This is a genomic window from Streptomyces sp. NPDC014656 (assembly GCF_043084305.1).
Taxonomy (GTDB): Bacteria; Actinomycetota; Actinomycetes; order Streptomycetales; family Streptomycetaceae; genus Streptomyces.
Genome location: NZ_JBIBZN010000025.1, coordinates 36,586 through 60,646, shown reverse-complemented (window position 1 = coordinate 60,646; position 24,061 = coordinate 36,586). Strand labels below are relative to the sequence as shown.

The following is a 24,061-nucleotide window of genomic DNA, read 5'->3' as shown; positions in this document are numbered from 1 at the left end:
TATCCATGAGGATGCTGATCAACGTGCCCGAGACCGTCGTCGCCGACGGATTGCGGGGGCTTGCCGCCGCTCATCCCGAGTTGACCGTGGACGTGGAGCGGCGGGTGGTGGTGCGGCGGGACGCGCCGGTGGCGGGGAAGGTGGCGCTGGTCTCGGGGGGCGGGTCGGGGCACGAGCCGTTGCACGCGGGGTTCGTGGGGCCGGGGATGCTCGACGCGGCGTGCCCCGGGGAGGTCTTCACGTCGCCCGTGCCCGACCAGATGGTGCGGGCCGCGGCCGCCGTGGACAGCGGGGCGGGGGTGCTGTTCGTGGTGAAGAACTACACCGGGGACGTGCTGAACTTCGAGATGGCGGCCGAGCTCGCCGAGGACGAGGGCATCCAGGTCGCCAAGGTGCTCGTCGACGACGACGTGGCCGTGACGGACAGTCTGTACACGGCGGGGCGGCGCGGGACCGGTGCCACGCTCTTCGTGGAGAAGCTGGCCGGGGCTGCGGCGGACGAGGGCGCGCCGCTGGAGCGGGTGGAGGCGCTGGCGCGGCGGGTGGTCGCGCGGTCGCGGTCGTTCGGGGTGGCGCTGAGTGCCTGCTCCACGCCGGCGAAGGGCAGTCCGACCTTCGACCTGCCGCCGGGGGAACTGGAGTTGGGCGTCGGGATCCACGGCGAGCCGGGGCGGGAGCGGCGCGGGATGATGACCGCCGGGGAGATCGCCGAGGTCGCCGTGGACGCCGTCCTGGAAGACCTGCGGCCGTCGGGTCCGGTGCTGCTGCTGGTGAACGGGATGGGCGGGACGCCGCTCCTGGAGCTGTACGGCTTCAACGCGGAGGTGCGGCGGGTGCTGGACGCCCGGCGGGTGCCGGTGGCGCGCACACTGGTCGGGAACTACGTGACCTCGCTCGACATGGCGGGCTGCTCGGTGACCGTGTGCGCGGCCGACGAGGAACTGCTGCGGCTGTGGGACGCGCCGGTGGCGACCCCCGCGCTGCGCTGGGGCCGGTGAGCGGGCGATGACGAAGACGACGGAGACGACGTACGGTGCCGCCTTCACGGTCCGGTGGATGGAGACGGTGGCGGCGGCGGTCGAGCGGGAGGCCGGCCGGCTCACCGAGCTGGACTCCGCGATCGGCGACGCGGACCACGGGGCCAATCTGAGGCGCGGGTTCGCCGCCGTGGCCGAGGCCCTGGCGAAGGAGCCGCCCGCGACGCCGGGCGCGGTCCTCGTGACCGCCGGACGGCTGCTGATCTCGACCGTGGGCGGGGCCTCCGGGCCGTTGTACGGGACGCTGCTGCGGCGGGCCGGAAAGGCGCTCGGCGAGGCCGGGGAGGTCTCGCGGGCGGAGCTGGCGGACGCGCTGGCCGCCGGGGTCGCGGAGGTCGGGCGGCTCGGCGGGGCGGTGCCGGGCGACAAGACGATGCTGGACGCGCTGACACCGGCGGCGGACGCGCTGCGCGAGTCGTTCGCCGCCGCGCGGGCCGCGGCGGAGGCGGGCGCGCTCGCGACCGTGCCGCTGCGGGCCCGCAAGGGCCGGGCCAGCTATCTCGGCGAACGGTCGGTCGGGCACCAGGACCCGGGGGCGACGTCCTCCGCGCTGCTGTTCGCCGCCCTGGAGGAGGTGGCGGCCGGATGAGCGGCGGTCCGGGCAAGGTCGGGATCGTGCTCGTCTCGCACAGCGCGGCCGTCGCCGCCGCCGTCGCCGAGCTGGCCCGCGGGCTCGCCGGCGGGGGCGGCCTGGCGCCGGTCGCGGCGGCGGGCGGCACGCCCGACGGCGGGCTCGGCACGAGCTCCGAGCTGATCACCGGGGCGGCGAAGGCCGTCGACGCGGGCGCCGGGGTGGCCCTCCTGGTGGATCTGGGCAGCGCGGTCCTCACGGTGAAGGCCCTCCTCGCCGAGGGCGACGGACTCCCGGCGGGGGCCCGGCTCGTGGACGCCCCCTTCGTGGAGGGCGCGGTGGCCGCCCTGGTGACGGCGAGCGCCGGCGGCGACCTCGACGCGGTCGCCGCCGCGGCCTCGGAGGCGTACGACTACCGCAAGGTCTGACCCTCATCGCGATGCGGGGTCGGTCACTCGCGCTCCGGAGTGCGAGTGACCGACCCCGCATTGTGATGAAGCAGGTCAACCCACTAATGTCACAGGGCCTTGGTGTTCGGGAAACCGGTGCAGTACCGGTGCGGCCCTCGCCACTGTGATCGGGAGGTCAGGCTCCATCCCCCCGGGGAAGCCACTGCTCCGCCGCGGGAGACCGTCGTGGGGTGGGAAGGCGGAGTCGGACGTCACTACCGTCAGCCAGGAGACCGGCCAGGGCGCGTGTCCATCCACGAGGTGCTGGAGAGGGTCTCCCGATCATGCATATAGCCGAGGGGTATCTGCCCCCCGTCCATGCGGCCGCCTGGGGCGTCGCATCGGCTCCGTTCGTCGTCCACGGCGTCCGCGCGCTCACCCGCGAGGTGCGCGCCAACCCCGAGTCCACCCTGCTGCTCGGCGCCTCCGGCGCCTTCACGTTCGTCCTGTCCGCGCTCAAACTGCCGTCGGTGACGGGGAGTTGCTCCCATCCGACCGGCACGGGGCTGGGTGCCATCCTGTTCCGGCCGCCGATCATGGCGGTGCTCGGCACGATCACCCTGCTGTTCCAGGCGCTGCTCCTCGCCCACGGCGGGCTGACCACCCTGGGCGCGAACGCCTTCTCGATGGCGATCGTCGGGCCGTGGGCGGGGTACGGCACGTACCTGCTGTTCCGGCGGTCCGGGGCGCCGCTCATGGTCGGCGTCTTCTCCGGGGCGTTCGTCGCCGACCTCTCCACCTACTGCGTGACCAGCGTCCAGCTGGCCCTCGCGTTCCCCGACCCGGGCAGCGGGGTGGCGGGCTCGCTCGCGAAGTTCGGCGGGATCTTCGCGGTGACGCAGATCCCGCTGGCGGTCAGCGAGGGCCTGCTGACGGTCCTGGTGATGCGGCTGCTCACGCAGTCCAGCAAGGGGGAGCTGCTGCGGCTGGGCGTGCTCGCCCGGCCGAAGGCGGCCGAGCGGCACGAGGAGGCGGCGGCGTGATGAGCCGGAACGCGAAGATCAACGGTCTGCTGCTCCTGCTGGTGGCCGCGCTGGCCGTACTGCCGCTGGCGCTCGGGCTCGGCGACCACAAGGAGGAGCCGTTCACCGGCGCCGACGCGGAGGCCGAGACGGCGATCACCGAGATCGAGCCGGACTACGAGCCGTGGTTCAGCCCGCTGTACGAGCCGCCGTCCGGCGAGATCGAGTCGGCGCTCTTCGCCCTCCAGGCGGCGCTCGGCGCCGGCGTCCTCGCCTACTACTTCGGGCTGCGGCGCGGCCGGCGGCAGGGCGAGGAGCGGGCGGCGGCCCGTGCGGAGGGCGGCGCGCCCGCCCCGGACGCGGACAAGGACGCGTAGCCGCCGATGCTGCCGATCGACGCGGCGGCGCACAGCAGTCGCTGGCGCCGCCGCCATCCGGCGGAGAAGGCCGCGCTCGGTTTCGGTCTGACGCTGTGCGCGGTGTGCCTGCCGCCCTGGCCGGGGGCGCTCCTGGTCGCGGCGGCCACGCTCTGCGTGCTGCTCGGTCCGGCCGGCGTGCCCGGCCGGCAGCTGTGGCGGGCCTTCCGGATCCCGCTGGGCTTCTGCGTCACGGGGGCCGTGCCGCTGCTCTTCGCGGTGGGCGGGCCCGGGGGGCTCGTGGCCTGGGCGCCGGGCGGTCCGGCGCACGCCGGGGAGCTGCTGCTGCGGACGGCGTCCGCCTCGCTGGGCGTGCTGCTGTTCGCCTTCACCACGCCGGTGTCGGACGTGCTGCCGCGGCTGGTCCGGGCCGGGGTGCCGGCGCCGGTGGTGGACGTGGCCCTGGTGATGTACCGGATCGTGTTCCTGCTGCTGGACGCGCAGAGCAAGGTGCGGCAGGCGCAGGCGGCGCGGCTCGGGGCGACGACCCGGGCCTCGGTGTGGCGCTCGATGGCGGGCCTCGGCGCGACCTCGTTCGTCCGGGCCTTCGACCGGGCGCAGCGGCTCCAGACCGGACTCGCCGGACGCGGTTACGACGGCACCCTGCGGGTCCTGCTGCCCGGGACGCCCGTCTCCCGCCCGTTCCTCGCGGCGACGGGCGGTCTCCTGTCGGGGCTCGTCGCCCTCACCCTCGTACTGGAAAGGCTTCTGCCATGACGGCCCCCCTCCCTGTCGTGGAGCTGGTCGGCGCGGGTTTCGCGTACGAGGACGGACCCCCGGTCCTCACGGACGTCTCCTTCGCCGTGCGCGAGGGGCGGGCGGTGGCGCTGCTCGGGCGCAACGGCGGCGGGAAGACGACGCTGCTGCGGCTGCTGAGCGGCGGGCTGCGGTGCGGGAGCGGGGCGCTGCTCCTGGACGGGGCGGAGGTGGCGTACGGCCGGAAGGGGCTGACCCGGCTGCGGACCTCGGTGCAGCTGGTGGTGCAGGACCCGGACGACCAGCTGTTCGCCGCCTCGGTGGCGCAGGACGTGTCCTTCGGTCCGATGAACCTGGGGCTGCCGGAGGAGGAGGTACGGCTCCGGGTGGCGGAGGCACTGGCGGCGCTCGACATCACGGCGCTCGCCGACCGGCCGACGCACCTGCTGTCCTACGGGCAGCGGAAGCGGGCGGCGATCGCGGGGGCGGTGGCGATGCGCCCCCGGGTCCTGATCATGGACGAGCCGACGGCCGGTCTCGACCCGCACGGGCAGGAGCGGCTCCTGGAGACCCTGGAGGGGCTGCGGGCGGCGGGCACGACGGTGGTCATGGCCACGCACGACGTGGACCTGGCGCTGCGCTGGGCCGACGAGGCGGCCGTCCTCTCCCCCGCCGGGCTGCGCACCGGCCCGGCGGCGGAGCTGCTGGCGGACGACGCGCTGCTCGACGCGGCGCGGCTGCGCAGGCCGTGGGCGGTGCCGGTCGGGCGGCTGCTGCGCGCGCGGGGGCTGCTGCCGGAGGGCGCACCGGGCCCCCGGACGGCGGAGGAGCTGGACGCGCTGCTGGACCGGGTGGGGTGAGCGGCGGGGCCGTCGGCGGCGTGCGGTCGTCGGCGGCCACGGGCGGCGCGGGGCGGCGGGGGCATGCGGTCCGGCGGGGGCGTGGGGTCCGGCGGCTCAGTCGTCGGCCGCGACGAGGAGGGTGAGCCGTCCGGCCCGGCGGTCGACGAGGACGAGTTCGTGGAACTCGCCGTGGACGCTCGCCCAGTCGTGGTACTCGTCCTCTCCCGGCCCGTCCAGGTGGTGGACCGCGTCCGCGTCCGCCAGGGCGTCGAGCACCTCGCGGCGCAGGGCCTCGGCGAGCGTGCCGGGAACGGGTCCGTACCGCTCGGTCCAGGTCCTCAGGAGGCCCGCGGCCCGTTCGCGGTCGATCCGCCGGTACGCGTCGGGCGTGACGAGGTGGAGCCAGTACTCGCCGTGCCGGGTGCCCCCGGGGTCCACTCCGCCGCCGGCGTAGTCGTCGCGGAACTGCTCGTGGGCGATGAGGGCGGCGAGGAGGTCCCGGTCGGCCGCGTCCCCGGAGGGGAGCCGGAAGCGCTTCACGTCGACCCACCGGTACGCGTGCGCGTGCCGGTCGGCGAAGGCGTGGTCCCGGAAGTTCACGAAGGCGGTGCCCTCGTGGACGAGTGTCGTGCCCATGGGGCACACCCTAGGCATCCGGTGGCCCCGGCGGGGGTCCCGGGGCCCGGCGCGCGCCGTAGGCGCGGGTGGCCGTCCGGCGGACGGAGCCGCCGTTCTCGCCGGTCGGTCCGGCGCGCGGAGCGACCTGCTCGCCGGGGGTGCCGGCGTCAAGGCCCGGACGGGCTTCTACCGAGTAGTAACCATCACACCCCGATCCTTCTGCAACTAGTTGCATAAGCATGGTCGGGTCGCCTACAACAGGATCCGACGATCCCTGCGCGAGGAGGCGCCCCGTGACCGCCACGACCCCGTACCCGCATCTGCTCAGCCCGCTCGACCTGGGCTTCACCACCCTGCCCAACCGGGTGATCATGGGCTCGATGCACGTCGGCCTGGAGGAGACCGAGCACGGCTTCGAGCGGATGGCCGCCTTCTACGCCGAGCGGGCGCGCGGCGGCGCGGGCCTCATCGTCACCGGCGGCATCGCGCCCAACGAGGCCGGCCGGCCCTGGGACGGCGGCGCCAAGCTCACCACCGCCGAGGAGGTCGCCGAGCACCGGCTGATCACCGACGCCGTGCACGGCGAGGGAGGCAGGATCGCGATGCAGATCCTGCACTTCGGCCGGTACGCCTACCACCCCGCCCTCGTCGCGCCGAGCGCGATCCAGGCGCCCATCAGCCCCTTCGTGCCGAACGAGCTGACCGATGCCGAGGTCGAGCGGACCGTCGAGGACTACGCCCGCTGCGCCGAACTGGCGAAGGAGGCCGGCTACGACGGCGTCGAGGTCATGGGCTCCGAGGGCTACCTCATCAACGAGTTCATCGCCGCCGCCACCAACCACCGCACCGACCGCTGGGGCGGCTCCTACGAGAACCGGGTCCGCTTCCCGCTGGAGATCGTCCGCCGGATCCGCGAGCGGGTCGGCACCGACTTCATCATCGTCTACCGGCTCTCCATGCTGGACCTCGTCCCCGGCGGCTCCACGCTGGAGGAGGTCGTCCGGCTCGCCAAGGAGATCGAGGCGGCCGGCGCCACGATCATCAACACCGGCATCGGCTGGCACGAGGCCCGCATCCCCACCATCGCCACCTCCGTGCCGCGCGGCGCCTACACCTGGGTGACGAAGAAGCTGATGGGCGCGGTGTCCGTGCCGCTCGTCACCTCCAACCGCATCAACACCCCCGAGGTCGCCGAGGAGATCCTCGCCGACGGCCGCGCCGACCTCGTCTCGCTCGCCCGGCCCTTCCTCGCCGACCCCGCCTTCGTGAACAAGGCCGCCGCCGGCCGCGCCGAGACCATCAACACCTGCATCGGCTGCAACCAGGCCTGTCTGGACCACACCTTCAACCTCAAGATCACCTCCTGCCTGGTCAACCCCCGGGCCTGCCACGAGACCGAGCTGGTCCTCTCCCCCACCCGCCTCGCCAAGCGGATCGCCGTCGTCGGCGCCGGTCCCGCCGGCCTCTCCTGCGCCGTCTCGGCCGCCGAACGCGGCCACGCCGTCACCCTCTTCGACGCCGCCTCCGAGATCGGCGGCCAGCTGAACGTCGCCAAGAAGGTGCCGGGCAAGGAGGAGTTCGACGAGACGCTGCGCTACTTCCGCGTCCAGCTCGCCGAGCACGGCATCGAGGTCCGCCTGGACACCCACGTGTCCGCCGCCGACCTGGACGGCTACGACGAGGTCGTCGTCGCCACCGGCGTCACCCCCCGCGATCCCGGCATCGAGGGCCAGGACCACCCCAGCGTCCTCAGCTACCTCGACGTGCTCCGCGACGGCGCGCCGGTCGGCGAGCGGGTCGCCGTCATCGGCGCCGGCGGCATCGGCTTCGACGTCGCCGAGTTCCTCACCGACGGCGGCGAGGGCGCGAGCCAGGACCCCGAGACGTACTTCCGCCAGTGGGGCGTCGACACCTCGTACGAGAACCGGGGCGGCCTGCGCAAGCCGGAACGGAACGCGCCGCCGCGCCGGGTCCACCTGCTCCAGCGCAAGACCACCAAGGTCGGCGCCGGGCTCGGCAAGACCACCGGCTGGATCCACCGCACCGAGCTCAAGCACCGCGGCGTCGCCATGGTCGCGGGCGTCACCTACGACCGGATCGACGACGAGGGCCTGCACCTCACCGTCGACGGCGAGCCGCAGGTCCTCCCGGTCGACACGATCGTCCTCTGCTCCGGCCAGGAGCCGCGCCGGGGCCTGTACGAGGAGCTGGTCGCCGCCGGCCGCACGGCCCACCTCATCGGCGGGGCCGACGTCGCCGCCGAGCTGGACGCCAAGCGGGCGATCGACCAGGGCACGCGGCTCGCCGCCACCCTGTGAGGTCCGCACCGTGATCACCGTGGCCGGCCGAACCTAGGATGCGAGCATGTCCCTCCCGCACGCGATCCTCACCGCGCTGCTCGAGAAGCCGTCCTCCGGCCTCGAACTGACGCGCCGCTTCGACAAGTCGATCGGGTACTTCTGGTCGGCCACGCACCAGCAGATCTACCGCGAGCTGGGACGGCTCGAAGAGGCGGGGCAGATCCGCGCCCTGCCCTCCCCGGTGCCGGTCCGCGGGCAGCGCAAGGAGTACGAAGTGCTGCCCGCGGGGCGGGAGTTCCTGCGGGAGTGGGTCGGCGCCGCCGAGGACCCGAAGCCGCTGCGGTCCGCGCTGCTGCTGCGGATGCGGGCCGCCGCCGTGGTCGGCTCGGCCGGGCTGCGGGCCGAGCTGGAGCGGCACCTCGCCCTCCACCGGGCCCAGCTCGACGAGTACCTCGTCATCGAGGAGCGCGACTTCCCCGCCGAACGGCGCGGCACCGAGCCCGACCGGCTGCGCCACCTCGTGCTGCGCGGCGGCATCGACCTGGAGCGCTTCTGGGTGGAGTGGCTGAGCGCCGCCCTGGAGGAACTGGGCCCCGGGGACTGAGCTTCCGGGCCCGCCGCACGCGTCCCGCCGCGCTACGCCTCCCGCCGCACTGCGCCTCCCGCCGCGCCGCGCGCCCGCCTCGCGCCCTTCCGCCCCCGGCGCGCGCGGGTCCGCCGCCCCCGCTCGGTGGATACTGATCGGCATCGGGTCATGGTCCACGACAGGAAAGGGCGGGTATGGCCGACGACTTGGGGCGCCGCGGGACACGTCACGCGGTGGTCATCGGGGGAAGTCTCGCCGGACTGCTGGCGGCGCGGGTGCTCGCGGAACACGCGGAGCGGGTCACGGTCGTCGAGCGCGACCGGCTGCCGGAAGGGCCGGACGCCCGGCCCGGGGTGCCGCAGGGCCGGCACCTCCACGTGCTCATCGAGGGCGGCCAGCAGGCGCTCGACGCGCTGCTGCCCGGCTTCATGGACGAGCTGCGGGAGCTGGGCTCGCCGAAGGTGGCCATGCCGACGGACATGGTCCAGTGGCAGTCCGGCCAGTGGTTCGCCCGGCTGCCCGCCTCCGCGCACTTCTACAGCGGCCCGCGGCCCCAGCTGGAGTGGCTGGTGCGGCAGCGGGTGCTCGCCGACCCGCGGATCGAACTCGTCGAGGGCACCGACACGGTGGGCCTGACCGGCACCGCCGCGCGGGTGACGGGCGTGCGGCTGCGGGAGCGCGGGGCGGGCGCCGGGCGGGAGCCCCGTACCCTCGCCGCCGACCTGGTGGTGGACGCCTCCGGGCGATCGACGAAGGCGGCCGACTGGCTGGCCGCGATCGGCGCCGAGGCGCCGCACGAGGAGACCCTCGACACGGGCCTCGCCTACGCCTCGCGGGTGTACAAGGCGACGGACGCGGTCCCCGACACCGACGCGCAGGGCTACTACATCGTGCCGGGCCCCCGGCAGACGTACGGCGGAGTGATCGTGCCGCTCGGCGACGGCCACCACATCGTCACCCTCTCCGGCCTGCGCGGCGACGAACCGCCCACGGAGGAGGCGGCGTTCGAGGAGTACGCGAAGCGGCTGCCGCATCCGGTGCTGAGCGAGTGGGTGGCCGCGGCGGAGCCGGTCACGCCCGTGCACGGCTTCCGGCGGACCGCCAACGTCCGCCGCCGGTACGACCGTCCGGGCCGCCGCCCGGCCGGGTTCCTCGCCACCGGCGACGCCCTGTGCGCCTTCAACCCGATCTACGGCCAGGGCATGGCGACCGCGGCGCTCGCCGCCGTCGCCCTGCGCCGGGCGCTCGCGGACACCCGGCGGGTGCCGACCACCCGCCGGGTGCAGCGGGCGCTGCTCGACGCGACCCGGCAGGCGTGGGACATCTCGGCGGGCGCGGACAAGAAGATGCCGGGCGCCACGGGCGACGCGGCCCGGCCCCAGCCGCTCGACAAGGTGACCGGCTGGTACCTGGCCCGCGTCCAGGCGCGCGCGGCGGGCGATCCGGCGGTCGGGGTGCCCTTCCGCGCCGTCCTCACCCTGACGGCCCCGCTCACCAGCCTCTTCGCCCCCTCGGTGGTACGGGCCGCGCTCTTCTCCCCGGTCCCCGAGACCCCGGCGGCGCCACCGCTGCGCAAGGACGCCTGACCCTCCGAAAACCCCTTGCCCTCCCGGACGGAAAGACGATCATCAGAGAGGACCACGGACGCGCGACCACCCGGGAAGGGCCCATGAACGACCACACCCTGCGCCTCGTCAAGGACCGCTTCGCGTCGGCTTCGGCCGGCCGCGACGTCGACTACCGGGTGCTCCTGCCGGCCGACCGCGCGGAGGGCGAGCGGCTTCCGCTCGTCCTCCACCTCCACGGCGCGATGTCGTCGGCGGAGTCGCTGGAACGCGCGCGGCCGCTGTACGAAGACCTCTACCGGCGGGGGGAGTTCCCCCGCGCCGTGGTCGCGTGCGTGAGCACCCCCACCCTCGACGGGTTCTACCTCGACCGGCCCGGCGGGGCCGGGTGGGAGACGCTGGTCGCCGAGGAGTTCCCCTCGCACCTCGCGCCGGCCCACGGGCCGTTCGGCGAGACCGCCCTCCTCGGGGCGTCGATGGGCGGCTACGGCGTCCTCAAGGCGGCCTTCCGCGACCCGAAGCGCTTCGCGGCCGTCGCGGCGCTCTCGCCGGCCGTCTTCCCCGGCGAGACGCCCGGGGAGGTGCCCGCGGCGAACCTCCCCTCCGTCCTGGGCGAGCTCCACCGGGCGATGGCGCACGGCTCGGACGACGCCGTCGCGTACGCCGGGAACTCCGTCCAGGGCCGGGCGCGCCGCCACGCCGGGGCGATCCGCGACGCCGCCCTGCCGATCCTGGTGGACTGCGGCGCCGCCGACGAGTTCCTGCTGCACGAGGGCGCGGCCCATCTGCACGGCGTCCTCGTGGAACTCGGCATCGCCCACACCTTCCGCCTGGTCGACGGCGCGGGACACCTGGGGCCCGAGGCCGAGGTGCGGACCGGGGAGGCGATCCGGTTCGTCGGTGCCGCGCTCGGGGCCCGCCCCTGACCGAACCCGGCACCGCAGCGTCCCCCCGGTCCCCGGCACCGCCTCGCCCCCGGCCTCCGGCGCGGGTCAGACCCCCGGGGCCGCGGTGATCATGCCCGCGGCGATGCCCGCGCCGAGGCTCGCGTAGTCGTCGGCGTTCTGGCTCGCGTAGGCGAGGGAGAAGTCGGCCACGGCGCGGTCGAAGACGTCGGAGGAGCCGAGGTAGGCGGCGATGGCGATGCGGTCGCCGGAGCGGGCGTGGGCGCGGGCCAGGGCGCGGCCGCACAGGCGGGCGTAGTCCCGCAGCAGGGCCGGGGTCATCGTCTCGACCTCGGCCGACCCCTTCATGTCGCGCAACTGGCGCCAGTAGAAGTGGCGTTGCTCCGGGCCGGTCATCCAGCCGAGGAAGATGTCGCTGGCCGCCTGGGTGAGTCGCTGGCCGCAGACGACGCGCCGGCCCTGGTGGGGGTAGGCGGTCGGCGGGAGGTACGCCTCCAGGACCGAGCGGCCGGCCTCCTTGACCTGGAGGATGAGCGGGTCGCCGTCGTCGCGGCCTTCGAGGAGGACGACGAAGCAGCGGGTGCCGACGCTGCCGACGCCGACGACCTTCCGGGCGGCGTCGCGGAAGGTGTAGCGGTCGAGGAGGAGGCGGCGCTCCTCGGAGAGCGAGCTGCGGTAGTCGCTGAAGATCTTGCCGAGGCCGACCCGGTCGAGGTCGGGGACGCGCTCCAGGAGCGGCGGGTCCTCCACGATGTGCCGGCCGCCGTCGCCGTCCCGGCCGGTGAGCTTGTCGAGGGCCTGGAGGCTGGTGCGGCGGCGGGCCTTGGCGAGGTTGCGGGAGAGCCGGTCGCGTTCGCGGGGGCGGGCGAGGGCGGAGAGCGCGTCGGCGTCGATCCGCTCGTACCAGACGGCGAGTTCCCCGAGGCCGGCGAGGCGGCGCATGGCCGTGCGGTACGCCTCGGTGGCGACGAGCGCGGCGCGGTGGGCCTTGGCGCGCGGGCTGCCGTTCTGGAGGGCCGCGACGGTGATGCTGGCGGCGAGCCGCTTGACGTCCCACTCGAAGGGGCCGGGGAGGGTCTCGTCGAAGTCGTTGACGTCGAAGAGGAGCGTCCGTTCGGGTGAGGCGTAGACGCCGAAGTTCAGCAGGTGGGCGTCGCCGCAGAGCTGGACGGTGAGGCCGGTGTTGCGGGTGGCGCCGAGGTCGGCGGCCATGACGGCGGCGGCGCCGCGCAGGAACGCGAAGGGCGAGGCGGCCATCCGCCCGTACCGCACGGGGACGAGGTCGGGGAGCCGGTCGGCGGCCTGGCGTTCCAGGACCGTCAGCGGGTCCGGGCGCTGGGAGCTGGGTATCCAGCGTCCGTGCGAGGAACGCGGGACCCGCTTGCGGGCGGCACGTCCCCGCGCGGAGCGCTCCGAGGGCGTCGTCATCCGGCCTCACCCCTCTTCCACCGCCGGCCCGGGCCGGCCCTGTCGCCTGGTCCCCATTACAGGATGCGGCGCGGGTTTCGGCCACTCTGCACGGTCGCCCTAGCGAAATGGTTTAGACCAATGATAGGAATTGATCACCCATACGGCCCACGCGGTGACGCTGAGCGAAGAAGGGGTTGATCATGGCCGTGCTCGATTCCGAACCCCCCGGCAACGGACTCCCGAGGTCCGGGTGGCCCCCGGGGGAAGGGGTCCCCCGCTATCTGCGGGTCGCCGCCGCGCTGCGGGACGACCTCGCCCGCCGCTCCCTGGCCCCCGGCGGCCGGCTCCCCTCGGAGCGCTCCCTGGCGCAGCGGTACCACGTCAACCGGCAGACCGTGCGCAGCGCGCTCCAGCTGCTGCGCGAGGAGCGGCTGGTGGTGACCGACCGGCGCGGCACCTTCGCCGCCGAGTGCCCGGAGGCCGGCGGGGGCCCGCCCCCGCCGCCGCGGGCGGCGCCGTCCGCCGCGCGGCCGGTCTTCCCGGGCGGGCCGCGCGCGGCGGAGGCCCTGGTGCGGGCCTCGCTCGGCTGGGAGCCGCCGCCGACGGCGCTGGCCCCCCGGCTGCACCTGGCGCCGGGCGAGCCGACGCTGGTGCACCGTCACCGGGTGCTGGCCCCGCAGGGCCCGGAGCTCCAGCGGGCGGTCTCCTGGTTCTCCCGGGCCGCGCTGGACGAGATCCCGCAGCTGGCCCGCTACCGGCGGGACCTCTCCTGCGTGCACCGGCCGGACCTGCGGCTGCTGTACCACTGGATGCACCAGGCGGGCCTGCGGGCCACCCACCGGGAGTCGGTGCGGGTCCCGCCGCGCGCCCCGGGGACGGCGGCCGGCGGCGCGGCCCGGCTGAGCGTCCACCGGGTGGTGAGCGACCAGCACGGACACGTCCTGGAGGTCACGGACATCGACTTCTCGGCCCGGGAGGCGGCCTGGACGTACGAGTACAGCCTCTGACGCCCTCCCCCGCCGGGGCGCGACGGCGCCGCCCCTCGCCGGGGGTCAGACGAGGCCCTCCGCGATCTCCGCCTCCTCGCGGGCGCTGCCGTACGCGGTCGGCGTGCCGTAGGAGCGGCGGGCGGCGTACCACCAGACGGTCGCCAGGAGCAGGACGACGGCGAGGGCGATCACCGCGTAGTTCATGGTGTCGACGGTCACCGGGCTCTTCTGGGGCAGGCAGAAGAGGACGGTCACCACCGCGACCCAGCCGACGGCGGTCCAGCCGACCGGCCGGCTCCAGCGGCCGAGGCTCCACGGGCCGGGCGTGAAGTCGCGCCCGGCCCGCAGCCGCAGCAGGATCGGGATGGCGTAGGCGGGCGTGATGCCGATGACGTTGATGGCGGTGACCGCGCCGTAGGCCGTCGGCGAGTACAGCGAGGGCAGCGCCAGCACGGCGGCGGCGCCGACGGAGAGCCAGACGGCCGGCACCGGGGTCTGGGTGCGCCGGCTGACCTTCCGCCAGGTCGCCGATCCGGGCAGGGCGTTGTCGCGGCTGAAGGCGAAGACCATGCGGCTGGCGGCGGCCACCTCGGCGTTGCCGCAGAAGAGCTGGGCGACGATGACGACGAGGAGCAGGGCGGTGGCGCCGCCGGTGCCGAGCGCGTCGAGGAAGATCTGGGCGGGCGGCACACCGGTCTCGCTGCCCACCGTGCCCGCGTAGTCCTGGATGGCGAAGGTGAGTCCGGCGAGGAGGACGAAGCCGGCGATCCAGGAGACCCAGATGGCGCGGACGATGCCCCTGGCCGCCGCGACGGAGGCGTTGGCGGTCTCCTCGGAGAGGTGGGCGGAGGCGTCGTAGCCGGAGAAGGTGTACTGGGCGAGGAGCAGCCCGATCGCGGCGACGTAGAACGGGTTGGCCCAGCCCGTGTCGTTGACGAACTCGGTGAAGACGAAGCCGGCCGACTGGTGGCGGTCGGGGACGATCGCGAGCGCGCCGACGATCACGGCGACGCCCGCCAGGTGCCACCAGACGCTGATCGAGTTGAGCACGCTGACGAGGCGGACGCCGAAGAGGTTGAGGCACGCGTGGAGCAGCAGGATCGCCAGGAAGATCAGGAAGGTGGAGCCGGGGGTGGGGACGAAGCCCCACTGGAGGTTGAGGAAGGCGCCGGTGAAGAGGGCCGCGCCGTAGTCGATGCCGGCGATGGCGCCGAGCAGGCCGAGCAGGTTCAGCCAGCCGGTGTACCAGCCCCAGCGGCGGCCGCCGAGCCGGTCGGCCATGTAGTAGAGGGCCCCGGAGGTCGGGTAGGCGCTGGTGACCTCGGCGAGGGCGAGGCCGACGCAGAGCACGAAGAGCCCGACCCCGGCCCAGCCCCACAGCATGACGGCGGGACCGCCGGTGCCGAGCCCGAAGCCGTACAGGGTCATGCAGCCGGAGAGGACGGAGATGACCGAGAAGCTGATGGCGAAGTTGCCGAAGCCGCCCATCCGCCGGGCGAGCACCGGCTGGTAGCCCAGCTCGCGCAGCCGGGCCTCCTCGTCCGGTAAGGCGACGGGCTCCGCGGGCCGCTTGCGCGACGCGTCCGCGGGAACGGTGCGGGACATGGGGAACCTCCGGGCGGGGACGGTGGGACGGGTGGGGACGGGGGACGGGGAGCGGGAAGGCGTGGGGACGCGTCCGTTCAGCCGGTGAGGCAGCGGGCCCGGGCGCGCAGGAAGACCTCCTCCGCGAGGGCCCGGTCGGCCGGGCGCGGGGTGCGGTGGGACCAGGGCACGGCGGTGTAGTACGGGCCGAGGGCCTCGAAGACGCGCGCCGCGTCGGCGAAGAGCAGGGCGCCGGAGAGGGCGTGCGCCAGGTGGTTGAGGTCCAGCTGGGACGCCTCGGGCACCGCGCAGAAGAGGAACCAGGCGTCCATCGCCCGCCGGGCCTCGCGCACCGCGTCCTGGGCGACCCAGTGCAGGTCCAGGGCCTGCTCGTGTCCGCGGTCGCGCCGGTAGCGCTCGACCCGGACGTAGAGCGGCAGGACGTGCAGGGCGGAGCCCCGCGGGGCGGTGGAGGCCGCCCAATGGGCGTAGGTGACGGCCTCGGAGAGCGGGCCCTCGCCGCGCGCGTACAGGAACTGGAGCATGCGGTGGTACGCCTCGCGGTTGTACCGGTCGCGCTTGTCGGCCTCGGCGAGCAGCCCCCAGGGACCGGGCGGCAGCATCGGCGCGGGCGGCGGGACCTGGTCCTCGGAGGCGTGGCCGGCCGAACGGTACTCGGCGGAGTGGTGCCCGGCGGGGTCCCCGGAGGCGTGTCCGGCGGCGTGTCCGGCGGGGTGGTGGCGGGCTTCGAGCGCGGCGAGGGCGAGCAGGCCGATCCAGGGCACCGGGTCGGCGGGGGCGCGTTCGGCGGCTTCCCGGCAGGCGGTCCGCGCCTCCCGCCGGAGGGCCGGGGCGTGGGCGTGGCCGGCGCGGTGGGCGCGGAGGGCGCGCTCGACGGAGACCCGGCCGTGCATCACGGCGGCGGCGGCGCTCCCGGGCCGTTCGGCGCGCCAGGCGTGGACGACGTCGGTACCGGCGGCGACGGTGGCGAGGATCTGGGTGCGGCGGGTCCAGCCGTCCCAGCGGCCGGTGCCGGCCGTCTCCTGGAGGAGCCGCGCCATCTCGCCCCAGCGGCCGGTGCGCAGGTCCTGGAGCGCGTGGCGCAGGGCGTGGTCGTGGCCCGCCGGGTGGAAGACGGGCCGGAAGCCGTGTCCGGACATCAGCGGGCGGGGCGGGACGCGGACCGGGCGGCGGGCCCGGGTGCGGTCCCGGCGGCCGGCCGGGGCGTGGCCCGGGGGGCGGTCCTGGTGGTGGGCGTGGTCATCGGTCCTCGGTCGGGCGCGGTCGGTCGGCGAAGGGCGCGCCTTCGGTCGGTCGGCGAGCGGCGCTCACTATAGGCGCGACCGAAGGTGATCGTCCGGATCACTTCGGTGACCGTAACTATCAAGCCAGTGTCATAATTTGAGCTACTGTCAGGTAACCGCCGACGACCTGACAGGCTCCTCCGGACAGGGTTGACGGCCCGCCGCCCGCCCGCCAGCCTGACCCCTTTCCGCCGGCGCGCACCACGACGGGAGCAGGCACATGACGGGCGGCCCGGTACTCGCCGTCGACCAAGGCACGTCCGGCACCAAGGCGCTCGTCCTGTGCCCGGACCGAGGCGTCCTGGGCACGGGCACGGCGCCCGTCCGGCCCCGCCACCTGCCGGGCGGGCGGGTCGAGACGGACCCCGCCGAGCTGTACGGCTCCGTGGTCGCGGCGGGTCGCGCCGCCCTCGCCGAGGCGGGCGTGCCGGTGGTCGCCGTGGGCCTCGCCAACCAGGGCGAGACGGTCCTCGCCTGGGACCCCGCCACCGGCGCCCCGCTCACCGACGCGCTCGTCTGGCAGGACCGCCGGGCGGCCGGGATCTGCGAGGAACTCGGCCCCCACCACGACGAGCTGACGGAACTGACGGGCCTCCCCGTCGACCCCTACTTCGCCGCGCCCAAGATGGCCTGGATCCGTCGGCACGCGACCGGCGCCGGGGTGGTGACGACGAGCGACGCCTGGCTGGTGCACCGGCTGACCGGCGCGTACGTCACCGACGCGGCGACCGCGGGCCGCACCGGCCTGCTCGACCCGGCCGCCGTCGCCTGGTCCGCGCCCGCCCTCGACCTCTACGGGCTCGGCGGCGAGCGGCTGCCCCGGATCGTCGACTGCGACCGGCCCGTCGGCACCACCACCGCGTTCGGCCCGCCGCTCCCGCTGACCGGCCTCCTCGTGGACCAGCAGGCCGCCCTCCTCGCGCAGAGCGCGACCGCTCCGGCCGCCGCCAAGTGCACCTACGGCACCGGGGCGTTCCTCCTCGCCCGCACCGGCCCGCTCCCCCGCCGCACCACGACCGGCCTCGTCGGCTGCGTGGCCTGGCGGCTGCGGGGGCGCACCGAACACTGCCTCGACGGGCAGGTGTACACCGTGGCGTCCGCCGTCCGCTGGCTCACCGACCTCGGGGTCATCGCCGGCGCGCGGGACCTGGACGCCGTCGGCGGCTCGGTGCCCGACAGCGGCGGCGTCGCCTTCGTGCCCGCGCTCGCCGGGCTCGCCGCGCCCTGGTGGCGCGGCGAGGCCCGCGGCACCCTCACCGGCCTGGGCCTCGACACCGGCCGCGGCCACCTGGTGCGGGCCCTCGTCGAGGGCATCGCCGCGCAGGTCACCGAACTCGCCGGGGCGGCGGCCACCGACCGGGGCGCGCCCCTCGACGCCCTGCGCGCCGACGGCGGCCTGACCCGCTCGGCGCTGCTCATGCAGACCCAGGCCGATCTGCTCCAGCTGCCGGTGGAGGTGTCCGCGCTGCCCGACGCGACGGCCCTCGGCGCCGCCGCGACGGCCCGCCTCGGCCACGAACCGGGCCTCGCCGTGCCGGAGGCCGTACCGCCGTGGAAGCCGTCCGCCGTCTACGAGCCCGCGATCTCGGCGGACGAGGCGGCCGACCGGCTCGGGCGGTTCCGGGCCGAGGTGGCGGTGCTCCTGGAGCGGGGTCCGGACGGCGGCGCGGGCACCGGGGCGGCGGGGTGAGCGTCAGCCGGCGCGGGCCGCTGCCGGGCGGGCGGGACGCCGCGTACGACGTCGTCGTGGTCGGCGCCGGAGTGGTGGGGTGCGCCATCGCCCGCGCCCTGGCCCGCCACCGGCTGCGGGTCGCGCTCGTCGAGGCGGCGGACGACGTCGGCGAGGGCAGCTCCAAGGCCAACACCGCGATCCTCCACACCGGTTTCGACGCCGTGCCCGGCACCCTGGAGGCCGGGCTCGTCCGGGCGGGCCACCGGCTCCTCAGCGCCTACGCCGCCGAGACCGGCATCCCCGTCGAGCCGGTCGGCGCGCTCCTCGTCGCCTGGGACGAGGAGCAGCGGGCCGCGCTGCCCGGCCTCGCCGCGAAGGCGGCCCGCAACGGCCACCACACCACCCGGCTCCTCGACGCGGCCGAACTCCGCCGCCGCGAGCCCCACCTCGGCCCCGGCGCGCTCGGCGCGCTGGCCGTGCCGGGCGAGTCGGTCATCTGCCCCTGGAGCACCACCCTCGCCTACGCCACCCAGGCGGTGCTCTCCGGGGTGGACCTGCTGCTCGGCTGCCGGGTGACGGCAGTCGCGCCCGCCACGGGCACGGCCCCGGGGGCGGGCTCCGCGACGGGCGGCCGCTCCGGCGCGCCGCACCGGCTGAGCACCACGCGCGGCCCGCTGACCACGCGGTTCCTGGTCAACGCCTGCGGTCTGTACGCCGACCGCTTCGACGCGCTGCTCGGCGTCCGGGACTTCACGGTCACCCCCCGACGGGGCCAGCTGCTCGTCTACGACGCCTTCGCCCGCCCGCTGGTGCGGCACATCCTGCTGCCCGTCCCCGGCCCGCTCGGCAAGGGCGTCCTCGTCGCGCCCACCGTGTACGGCAACGTGCTGCTCGGCCCCACCGCCGAGGACCTCGACGACCGGACCGCCACCGGCACCACCGCCACAGGACTCGCCGGACTGCGGGAGCGGGGAGCCCGGATCGTGCCCGCCCTCGTGGAGGAGGAGGTGACCGCCGCCTACGCCGGGCTGCGCGCCGCCACCGGCCGGGAGGACTACCGGTGCGCGGCCCGCCCGGAGCTGCGGTACGTCACCGTCGGCGGGATCCGCTCCACCGGCCTGTCCGCCTCCCTCGCCCTGGCCGGACACGTCCTCGGCCTGCTCGCCGAGTGCGGCCTGCGGACCGGTCCCGAACGGCCCCTCCCGCCGGTCCGGATGCCGAACCTGGGCGAGGCCTTCCCCCGCCCCTACCGGGACGCGGCGGCCGTCGCCCGCGATCCCGCCCTCGGCACCATCGTCTGCCACTGCGCGCACGTCACCCTCGGCGAGGTGCGCGCCGCGCTCCGCTCGACGGTCCCGCCGGCGGCCCTCGACGGCCTGCGCCGCCGCACCCGGGCCGGGTCCGGCCGCTGCCAGGGCAGCCACTGCCGGCCCGCGCTGCGCGCCCTGTTCGAGGAGTACGGGAAGGAGGCCGGGGCCCGGTGAGCCGGCGGCCGGACGGGGAGCGGGCGGTCCGCGCCGTCGACGTGCTGGTCGTCGGCGCGGGCCCGGCGGGGCTCGCCGCGGCGGCCCGGCTCGCGGCGGCGGGCGCCGGACGCGTCGAGGTCCTGGAGCGGGAACCCGAACCAGGCGGCGAGCCCAGGCTCTGCGCCCACCCGGGCTTCGGCGCGGACGCGCGGGGCCGCGCCCTGGACGGCCCCGGGCACGCGCGGCGCGCCGTGCGCGCGGCGCTCCGGGCCGGTGCCGTGCTGCGCACCGGCGTGTCGGCCACCGGCTGGGCGGGCCCGCTGGCGGTGGAGACGACCGCGCCGACCGGGCTGGAGACCATCGGGGCGCGGGCGGTGGTCCTGGCGACCGGGGCGCGCGAACGGGCCCGCCCGGCCCGTCTGCTCCCCGGCTCCCGCCCCGAGGGGATCCTCACGGCCGGCGAGCTGTACCGGACCGTGGCCCTCTTCGGCCCGCGCCCCGGCCGGATCGGCCGGCGCGCCGTGGTCGTCGGCGGCGACCGGACGGCCCGGCTCGCCGTCGGGCTGCTGCGCCGCGCGGGCGTCGCGGTCGCGGCGGTGCTCTGCGAGGGCCCGCGCGCGGCGGCCGGCACCGCGGGCGTCCCGGTGCTGACGGAGACCGTGGTCACGGAGCTGGCCGGCCGGGGACGGCTGACCGGGGTGACCGTGCGGTCCCGGGACGGGCGGGCGCGGGTCCTCGGGTGCGACACGCTCGTCCTCACCGGCGACTGGGTCCCGGAACACGCGCTGGCCCGCGCGGGCGGCCTGCCCCTCGCGCCCGGCACCCGCAGCCCCCTGGTGGACGCCGCCCTGCGGACCGGCGTCCCCGGGGTCTTCGCGGCGGGCGGCCTGCTGCACGGCGGCGTCCCCGCGCTCCGGGCCGCCGCCGAGGGCCGGCGGGCCGCCCGGGCCGTCCTGGCGCACCTCGACGGCCGGGAGGCGCCGGCGGCGGGCGGGGACGCGCGGCCCCGCTGACCCTGCGGGCCCCGGGGGACTCGGCCACACTGGCGGCATGGCGGTCGCACGGAGCGCGGGGCTGCTCGTCTTCCGGCGTACGGACGACGGCGGCGTCGAGGTGCTCATCGGGCACATGGGAGGACCGTTCTGGGCGCGCCGCGAGCAGGCCGCGTGGACGGTGCCCAAGGGCGAGTACGGGCCCGAGGAGGCGCCCGGGGACGCGGCCCGGCGCGAGTTCCTGGAGGAGCTGGGGGTGCCGGTGCCCGAGGGCCGGTGGCTCGGCCTCGGGGAGGTCCGGCAGGCGGGCGGGAAGACCGTCACCGTCTGGGCGGTGGAGGGCGACCTCGACCCGGCGGCGGTCGTGCCCGGCACCTTCACGATGGAGTGGCCGCCCCGCTCGGGGGTCCTGGCGGAGTTCCCGGAGCTGGACCGGGTGGGCTGGTTCAGCGCGGAGGCGGCCGCCCCGCTGCTCGTCGCGGGGCAGCGGGTCTTCCTGGAGCGCCTTGTCACGCGGGTGCGCGGGCGGGCCTGAGGCCCGTTGTCAGACCCGTGCGAGAAGGTGGGGTGCGTCAAGCCGTCGAGAGGGAGCCCGCCATGACCACCATCACCGCCACCGAGCGCGCCGCGGCCCAGGCGTACCTGCGCCTCCTCGAATCCACCCAGGCCGTGCTGACGGATCCGGGCCTCGCCCCGTACGCGGGGGTGATGCTGACGAACCCCATGGCGGAGGCCGACGAGGCGCTGCGCGCGGCGGGCCTCGCGGGGAACGAGGACCGGCTGCTGCGGCTCGTCTCCACGCTCCGGGCCTGCCCCGCGCCCCCTCCCGGCGCGCCGGCCCCCTCCGCGGACCAGGGCCGGCGCGCCTGAGCGGTCCGCGGAGGGGCGGCCGGGCGGGCTAGCGGGAGGGGCGGCCGAGCCGGACGGGCAGGGCGCGCACGCTGTTGCCGACGAAGCCGGCGTGGCGGGCCAGCCCGGCCTCGGGGACGGCCTGGTCGAGCTCGGGGAAGCGGGTGAAGAGCGCTTCGAGGGCGACGGCCGCCTCCATGCGGGCGAGCGGGGCCCCCAGGCAGTAGTGGGGGCCGTGGCCGAGGGACAGGTGCTTGGCCGGGCCGGTCCTGGTGAGGTCGAAGCGGTCGGCGTCGGGGCCGTGCGCGCCGGCGTCGCGGCCCGCCGCCGAGTACCCGGCGAGGACGGGGGTGCCCCGGGGGATCAGGGTGCCGCCGACCGTCAGGTCGCGGGTGGGGTAGCGGAACGGGAAGTAGCTGACGGGGCTGTCCCAGCGCAGGGTCTCCTCGACGACGTCGGCCCAGGTCGCCCCGCCGCCGGTGACGAGGGCCAGCTGCTCGCGGTGGGCGCACAGGGCCCGGACGGCGTTGGTGACGAGGTTGAGGGTGGTCTCGTGGCCCGCGACGATCATGAGCAGCAGGGTGCCGATGAGCTCGGGCTGGGAGAGCCGGTCGCCGCCCTCGTCGCGGGCGGCGATCAGGGCGCTGGTGAGGTCGTCGCCGGGGGTCTCCGCCTTGGCCTCGGTGATGGCCGTGAGGAGCCCGACGAGTTCGCGGTTGGCGGCGGCGGCGTCCGCGGGCTCGGTGTCGGTGGCCACGATGAGGCTGGACAGGCGGTGCAGCCGGTCGTGGTGGACGGGGTCGACGCCGAAGAGCTCGCAGATGACGCCGAGCGGCAGCGGGAGGGCGTAGTGACGGCGCAGGTCGGCCACGCCGTCGCCGGCCGCGGCGGCCTCGGCGAGTCCGTCGAGCAGTCCCCGCGCCACCGCCTCCACGCGGGGGCGCAGCGCCTCGACGCGGCGGGCGGTGAAGGCGCCGCTGACGAGGGTCCGCAGCCGCCGGTGGTCGGAGCCGTCGGCGGTGGTCATGCCGGGCACGACGGCGAAGGTGCGCAGCGGCCACCCCTCGGGTACGCGGCCCTCGGCGAGGGCGGTGAAGTGCTGGGGCCCCTTGGCGACGTCGGGGTCGGAGAGGAAGTCCCGGAGGGCGTCGTGGCCGAGGACGACCATGCCCTCGATGTCGCCGGGCAGCGTCACGGGGGCGACGGCCCCGTGGGCGCGCAGCCGCGCGTTGACGGCGTGCGGGCAGCCGCCGGCCGGGTCGAGCCGGTACGGCTCCGGGGCCGCGGCGCGGTCCTCGGCAGCTCCGGGGCGTGCGTCCATGTCCACTCCTGACGACGGGTGAGGCCGCCGGCCGGGCGACGGACGGCCGCCCGCATCCTAGGGTCAACGCACACGCGTTCGCGCCCAGTTGCCGTCGGCGGTTCCCGGCACCGGGGTCCTCACCCGCCCGGCGGAGCGGCGGCGCCCCACGACCACCCGCCCGGCGGCACGACGCGCCGCCCGGTGTCGCGTTCTCTAGGCCGGGTGGCGCACTCCGTCCTGCGCGCTCCGCACCCCCTTCCTACGGTGGCTGAATGATCGTCACGTCAGCTCTTCGCCATGCCGCCGCGGGCTCCGCCGCGATGCTGCTCGTGCTCTCCGCCCCCGTGGCCGACGCCGCCGCCCCGCCGCTCGCCCGGACGGCCGCTCCCGCCCTCGGGCCGGGCTCCGCCACCGAACCGACCCCTCCCGCGCGGCGGTTCGTGGACCCGGCGCGGCTCGACCGGACGGGGACGCAGGTGCAGCCGCTGGCCGGCGCGCCGGCCGTGCCGACGCCCTCGGCGCTGTCCTGGGTGGTGGCCGACGCCGGGACGGGCGAGGTGCTGGCCGCCCGCGACGCGCACCGGAAGCTGCCGCCGGCCAGCACGCTCAAGACCCTCTTCGCGCTGACGGCGCTCCCGCACCACGAGGCGTCCGAGCAGCACACGGTGGCCGACGAGGAGCTGACGGGGATCGGCGAGGGCAGCAGTCTCGTCGGGGTGAAGGAGGGGTACACGTACCGCGTCTCCGACCTGTGGAACGGCGTCTTCCTCAGCTCGGGCAACGACGCGGTGCACGTCCTCGCGTCGATGAGCGGCGGCTGGGAGTCGATGGCCCGTCAGATGCAGCGCAAGGCGCGGTCGCTGGGGGCCCGGGACACCCACGTCGTCTCCCCGGACGGCTACGACGCGCCCGGCCAGGTGTCGTCCGCGTACGACCTGGCGGTCTTCGGCCGGGCCGGCGTCCAGGACCCGGAGTTCACCCGCTACTGCTCGACCGCCTACGCGGACTTCCCGGCGGGCTCGTGGTCGTACGGCATCGCCAACACCAACCGGCTCCTCACCGGCGCCGACGGCGTGGGCCGCTACCCCGGCCTCATCGGCATCAAGAACGGCTACACCAGCAACGCGGGCAACACCCTGGTCGCCGCCGCCCGGCGGGGCGAGCGCACGCTGGTCGTGTCGGTGATGAACCCGCAGTCGGGCGGCGGGCTCGCCGTGTACGAGGAGGCCCGCTCGCTGCTCGACTGGGGCTTCGAGGCGGCGGGCAAGGTCCGGCCGGTCGGCTCGCTGCTGCCCCCGAAGTCCCCGGACTCCCCCGAGGACGGGCGGACGGAGGGACGCGCCGTGTCCGTGCGCGGCGGGGCCGGCGCTCCGGCCGCCGCCCTGGGCTCCCCGGCGGGCCGGTCCGCCGCCGCCGAGGCCGAGGGCCCGGGCCCCTCGGTGGCGCTCCCGCTGTCCCTCGTGGGCTCGGCCTGCGCCGCGGCCCTCGCGCTGTGGGCCTGGCGCCGCCGCGCACCGCGCGTCTGACCCGCACCGGGGGCGGCCC

23 protein-coding genes and 1 riboswitch are annotated in these 24,061 nt (G+C 76.2%); of the genes, 18 read left to right on the top strand and 5 right to left on the bottom strand.

All coding sequences use genetic code 11. The features are described from left to right. Positions 1 to 5: 5 nt before the first annotated feature. The 7 genes from dhaK to ACF1ED_RS35685 all read left to right on the top strand — a co-directional run bounded on the left by dhaK (position 6) and on the right by ACF1ED_RS35685 (position 4,991). The gene (dhaK, locus tag ACF1ED_RS35715; protein WP_391767527.1) at positions 6 to 998 is read left to right on the top strand and encodes a dihydroxyacetone kinase subunit DhaK; all 993 of its coding nucleotides are present in this window, start codon (positions 6 to 8) and stop codon (positions 996 to 998) included. A gap of 7 nt (positions 999 to 1,005) precedes the next feature. Continuing rightward, entirely contained in the window at positions 1,006 to 1,626 is a 621-nt protein-coding gene (gene dhaL / locus ACF1ED_RS35710) for a dihydroxyacetone kinase subunit DhaL (protein WP_391767526.1), read from the top strand. Then, positions 1,623 to 2,036 (top strand): PTS-dependent dihydroxyacetone kinase phosphotransferase subunit DhaM, encoded by a 414-nt coding sequence (locus tag ACF1ED_RS35705; protein ID WP_391767525.1) that lies wholly within the window; start codon positions 1,623 to 1,625, stop codon positions 2,034 to 2,036. Before dhaL ends, ACF1ED_RS35705 begins: the two co-directional genes overlap by 4 nt. A 55-nt stretch (positions 2,037 to 2,091) precedes the next feature. Next, positions 2,092 to 2,314: riboswitch (cobalamin riboswitch) on the top strand. A gap of 27 nt (positions 2,315 to 2,341) precedes the next feature. Further along, on the top strand, positions 2,342 to 3,040 hold the full coding sequence (locus ACF1ED_RS35700) for an energy-coupling factor ABC transporter permease (RefSeq protein WP_391767524.1): 699 nt from the start codon (positions 2,342 to 2,344) through the stop codon (positions 3,038 to 3,040). Next, the gene (locus tag ACF1ED_RS35695) at positions 3,040 to 3,396 is read left to right on the top strand and encodes an energy-coupling factor ABC transporter substrate-binding protein (protein WP_391767523.1); all 357 of its coding nucleotides are present in this window, start codon (positions 3,040 to 3,042) and stop codon (positions 3,394 to 3,396) included. The genes ACF1ED_RS35700 and ACF1ED_RS35695 overlap by 1 nt, the downstream gene beginning before the upstream one ends. A 6-nt stretch (positions 3,397 to 3,402) precedes the next feature. Then, positions 3,403 to 4,152 carry a cobalt ECF transporter T component CbiQ gene (gene cbiQ, locus ACF1ED_RS35690; protein ID WP_391767522.1) on the top strand — a complete coding sequence of 250 codons (750 nt, stop codon included), beginning with the start codon at positions 3,403 to 3,405 and terminating at the stop codon, positions 4,150 to 4,152. Further along, positions 4,149 to 4,991, top strand: coding sequence for an ATP-binding cassette domain-containing protein (locus ACF1ED_RS35685; RefSeq protein WP_391767521.1), 843 nt, complete (start codon positions 4,149 to 4,151; stop codon positions 4,989 to 4,991). The genes cbiQ and ACF1ED_RS35685 overlap by 4 nt, the downstream gene beginning before the upstream one ends. A 96-nt stretch (positions 4,992 to 5,087) precedes the next feature. Here ACF1ED_RS35685 and ACF1ED_RS35680 read toward each other — a convergent pair whose 3' ends face one another. Next, a complete protein-coding gene (locus tag ACF1ED_RS35680; protein ID WP_391767520.1) occupies positions 5,088 to 5,609 on the bottom strand; it encodes a hypothetical protein in 522 nt (173 codons plus the stop codon). Between the two features lie 275 nt (positions 5,610 to 5,884). On the opposite strand from ACF1ED_RS35680, the gene ACF1ED_RS35675 reads away from it, so the two are divergent. The 4 genes from ACF1ED_RS35675 to ACF1ED_RS35660 all read left to right on the top strand — a co-directional run bounded on the left by ACF1ED_RS35675 (position 5,885) and on the right by ACF1ED_RS35660 (position 10,968). Further along, positions 5,885 to 7,909 (top strand): FAD-dependent oxidoreductase, encoded by a 2,025-nt coding sequence (locus ACF1ED_RS35675; RefSeq protein WP_391767519.1) that lies wholly within the window; start codon positions 5,885 to 5,887, stop codon positions 7,907 to 7,909. A gap of 46 nt (positions 7,910 to 7,955) precedes the next feature. After that, a complete protein-coding gene (locus ACF1ED_RS35670; RefSeq protein ID WP_391767518.1) occupies positions 7,956 to 8,495 on the top strand; it encodes a PadR family transcriptional regulator in 540 nt (179 codons plus the stop codon). A gap of 176 nt (positions 8,496 to 8,671) precedes the next feature. Further along, positions 8,672 to 10,063, top strand: a complete 1,392-nt coding sequence (locus tag ACF1ED_RS35665; protein WP_391767517.1) for an FAD-dependent oxidoreductase — start codon at positions 8,672 to 8,674, stop codon at positions 10,061 to 10,063. A gap of 83 nt (positions 10,064 to 10,146) precedes the next feature. Then, on the top strand, positions 10,147 to 10,968 hold the full coding sequence (locus ACF1ED_RS35660) for an alpha/beta hydrolase (RefSeq protein ID WP_391767516.1): 822 nt from the start codon (positions 10,147 to 10,149) through the stop codon (positions 10,966 to 10,968). 66 nt (positions 10,969 to 11,034) lie between these two features. On the opposite strand, the gene ACF1ED_RS35655 is transcribed toward ACF1ED_RS35660, so the two are convergent. After that, a complete protein-coding gene (locus tag ACF1ED_RS35655) occupies positions 11,035 to 12,375 on the bottom strand; it encodes a DUF2252 domain-containing protein (protein ID WP_391767515.1) in 1,341 nt (446 codons plus the stop codon). 182 nt (positions 12,376 to 12,557) lie between these two features. On the opposite strand from ACF1ED_RS35655, the gene ACF1ED_RS35650 reads away from it, so the two are divergent. Beyond that, positions 12,558 to 13,364 carry a GntR family transcriptional regulator gene (locus tag ACF1ED_RS35650; protein WP_391767514.1) on the top strand — a complete coding sequence of 269 codons (807 nt, stop codon included), beginning with the start codon at positions 12,558 to 12,560 and terminating at the stop codon, positions 13,362 to 13,364. Positions 13,365 to 13,409: 45 nt separating this feature from the next. Here the strand turns inward: ACF1ED_RS35650 and ACF1ED_RS35645 are convergent, their stop codons facing one another. Then, entirely contained in the window at positions 13,410 to 14,951 is a 1,542-nt protein-coding gene (locus ACF1ED_RS35645) for an amino acid permease (protein WP_391767513.1), read from the bottom strand. 77 nt (positions 14,952 to 15,028) lie between these two features. Beyond that, complete coding sequence (locus ACF1ED_RS35640) at positions 15,029 to 16,090, bottom strand: hypothetical protein (protein ID WP_391767512.1); 1,062 nt, start codon at positions 16,088 to 16,090, stop codon at positions 15,029 to 15,031. 364 nt (positions 16,091 to 16,454) lie between these two features. Between ACF1ED_RS35640 and ACF1ED_RS35635 the strand changes: the two genes are divergently transcribed. The 5 genes from ACF1ED_RS35635 to ACF1ED_RS35615 all read left to right on the top strand — a co-directional run bounded on the left by ACF1ED_RS35635 (position 16,455) and on the right by ACF1ED_RS35615 (position 21,234). Continuing rightward, entirely contained in the window at positions 16,455 to 17,924 is a 1,470-nt protein-coding gene (locus tag ACF1ED_RS35635; protein WP_391767511.1) for an FGGY family carbohydrate kinase, read from the top strand. Further along, entirely contained in the window at positions 17,921 to 19,390 is a 1,470-nt protein-coding gene (locus ACF1ED_RS35630; RefSeq protein WP_391767510.1) for an NAD(P)/FAD-dependent oxidoreductase, read from the top strand. Before ACF1ED_RS35635 ends, ACF1ED_RS35630 begins: the two co-directional genes overlap by 4 nt. Beyond that, positions 19,387 to 20,385, top strand: a complete 999-nt coding sequence (locus tag ACF1ED_RS35625) for an FAD-dependent oxidoreductase (RefSeq protein ID WP_391767509.1) — start codon at positions 19,387 to 19,389, stop codon at positions 20,383 to 20,385. The genes ACF1ED_RS35630 and ACF1ED_RS35625 overlap by 4 nt, the downstream gene beginning before the upstream one ends. 37 nt (positions 20,386 to 20,422) lie before the next feature. Next, the gene (locus ACF1ED_RS35620; RefSeq protein WP_391767508.1) at positions 20,423 to 20,899 is read left to right on the top strand and encodes an NUDIX domain-containing protein; all 477 of its coding nucleotides are present in this window, start codon (positions 20,423 to 20,425) and stop codon (positions 20,897 to 20,899) included. A 62-nt stretch (positions 20,900 to 20,961) separates the two neighbouring features. Continuing rightward, on the top strand, positions 20,962 to 21,234 hold the full coding sequence (locus tag ACF1ED_RS35615; protein ID WP_391767507.1) for a hypothetical protein: 273 nt from the start codon (positions 20,962 to 20,964) through the stop codon (positions 21,232 to 21,234). Positions 21,235 to 21,262: 28 nt separating this feature from the next. Here ACF1ED_RS35615 and ACF1ED_RS35610 read toward each other — a convergent pair whose 3' ends face one another. Beyond that, on the bottom strand, positions 21,263 to 22,534 hold the full coding sequence (locus ACF1ED_RS35610; protein ID WP_391767506.1) for a cytochrome P450: 1,272 nt from the start codon (positions 22,532 to 22,534) through the stop codon (positions 21,263 to 21,265). A 254-nt stretch (positions 22,535 to 22,788) separates the two neighbouring features. Here ACF1ED_RS35610 and ACF1ED_RS35605 point away from each other — a divergent pair, with 254 nt between their 5' ends. Beyond that, positions 22,789 to 24,042 (top strand): D-alanyl-D-alanine carboxypeptidase family protein, encoded by a 1,254-nt coding sequence (locus ACF1ED_RS35605; RefSeq protein WP_391767505.1) that lies wholly within the window; start codon positions 22,789 to 22,791, stop codon positions 24,040 to 24,042. The last annotated feature ends 19 nt before the right edge of the window (positions 24,043 to 24,061 follow it).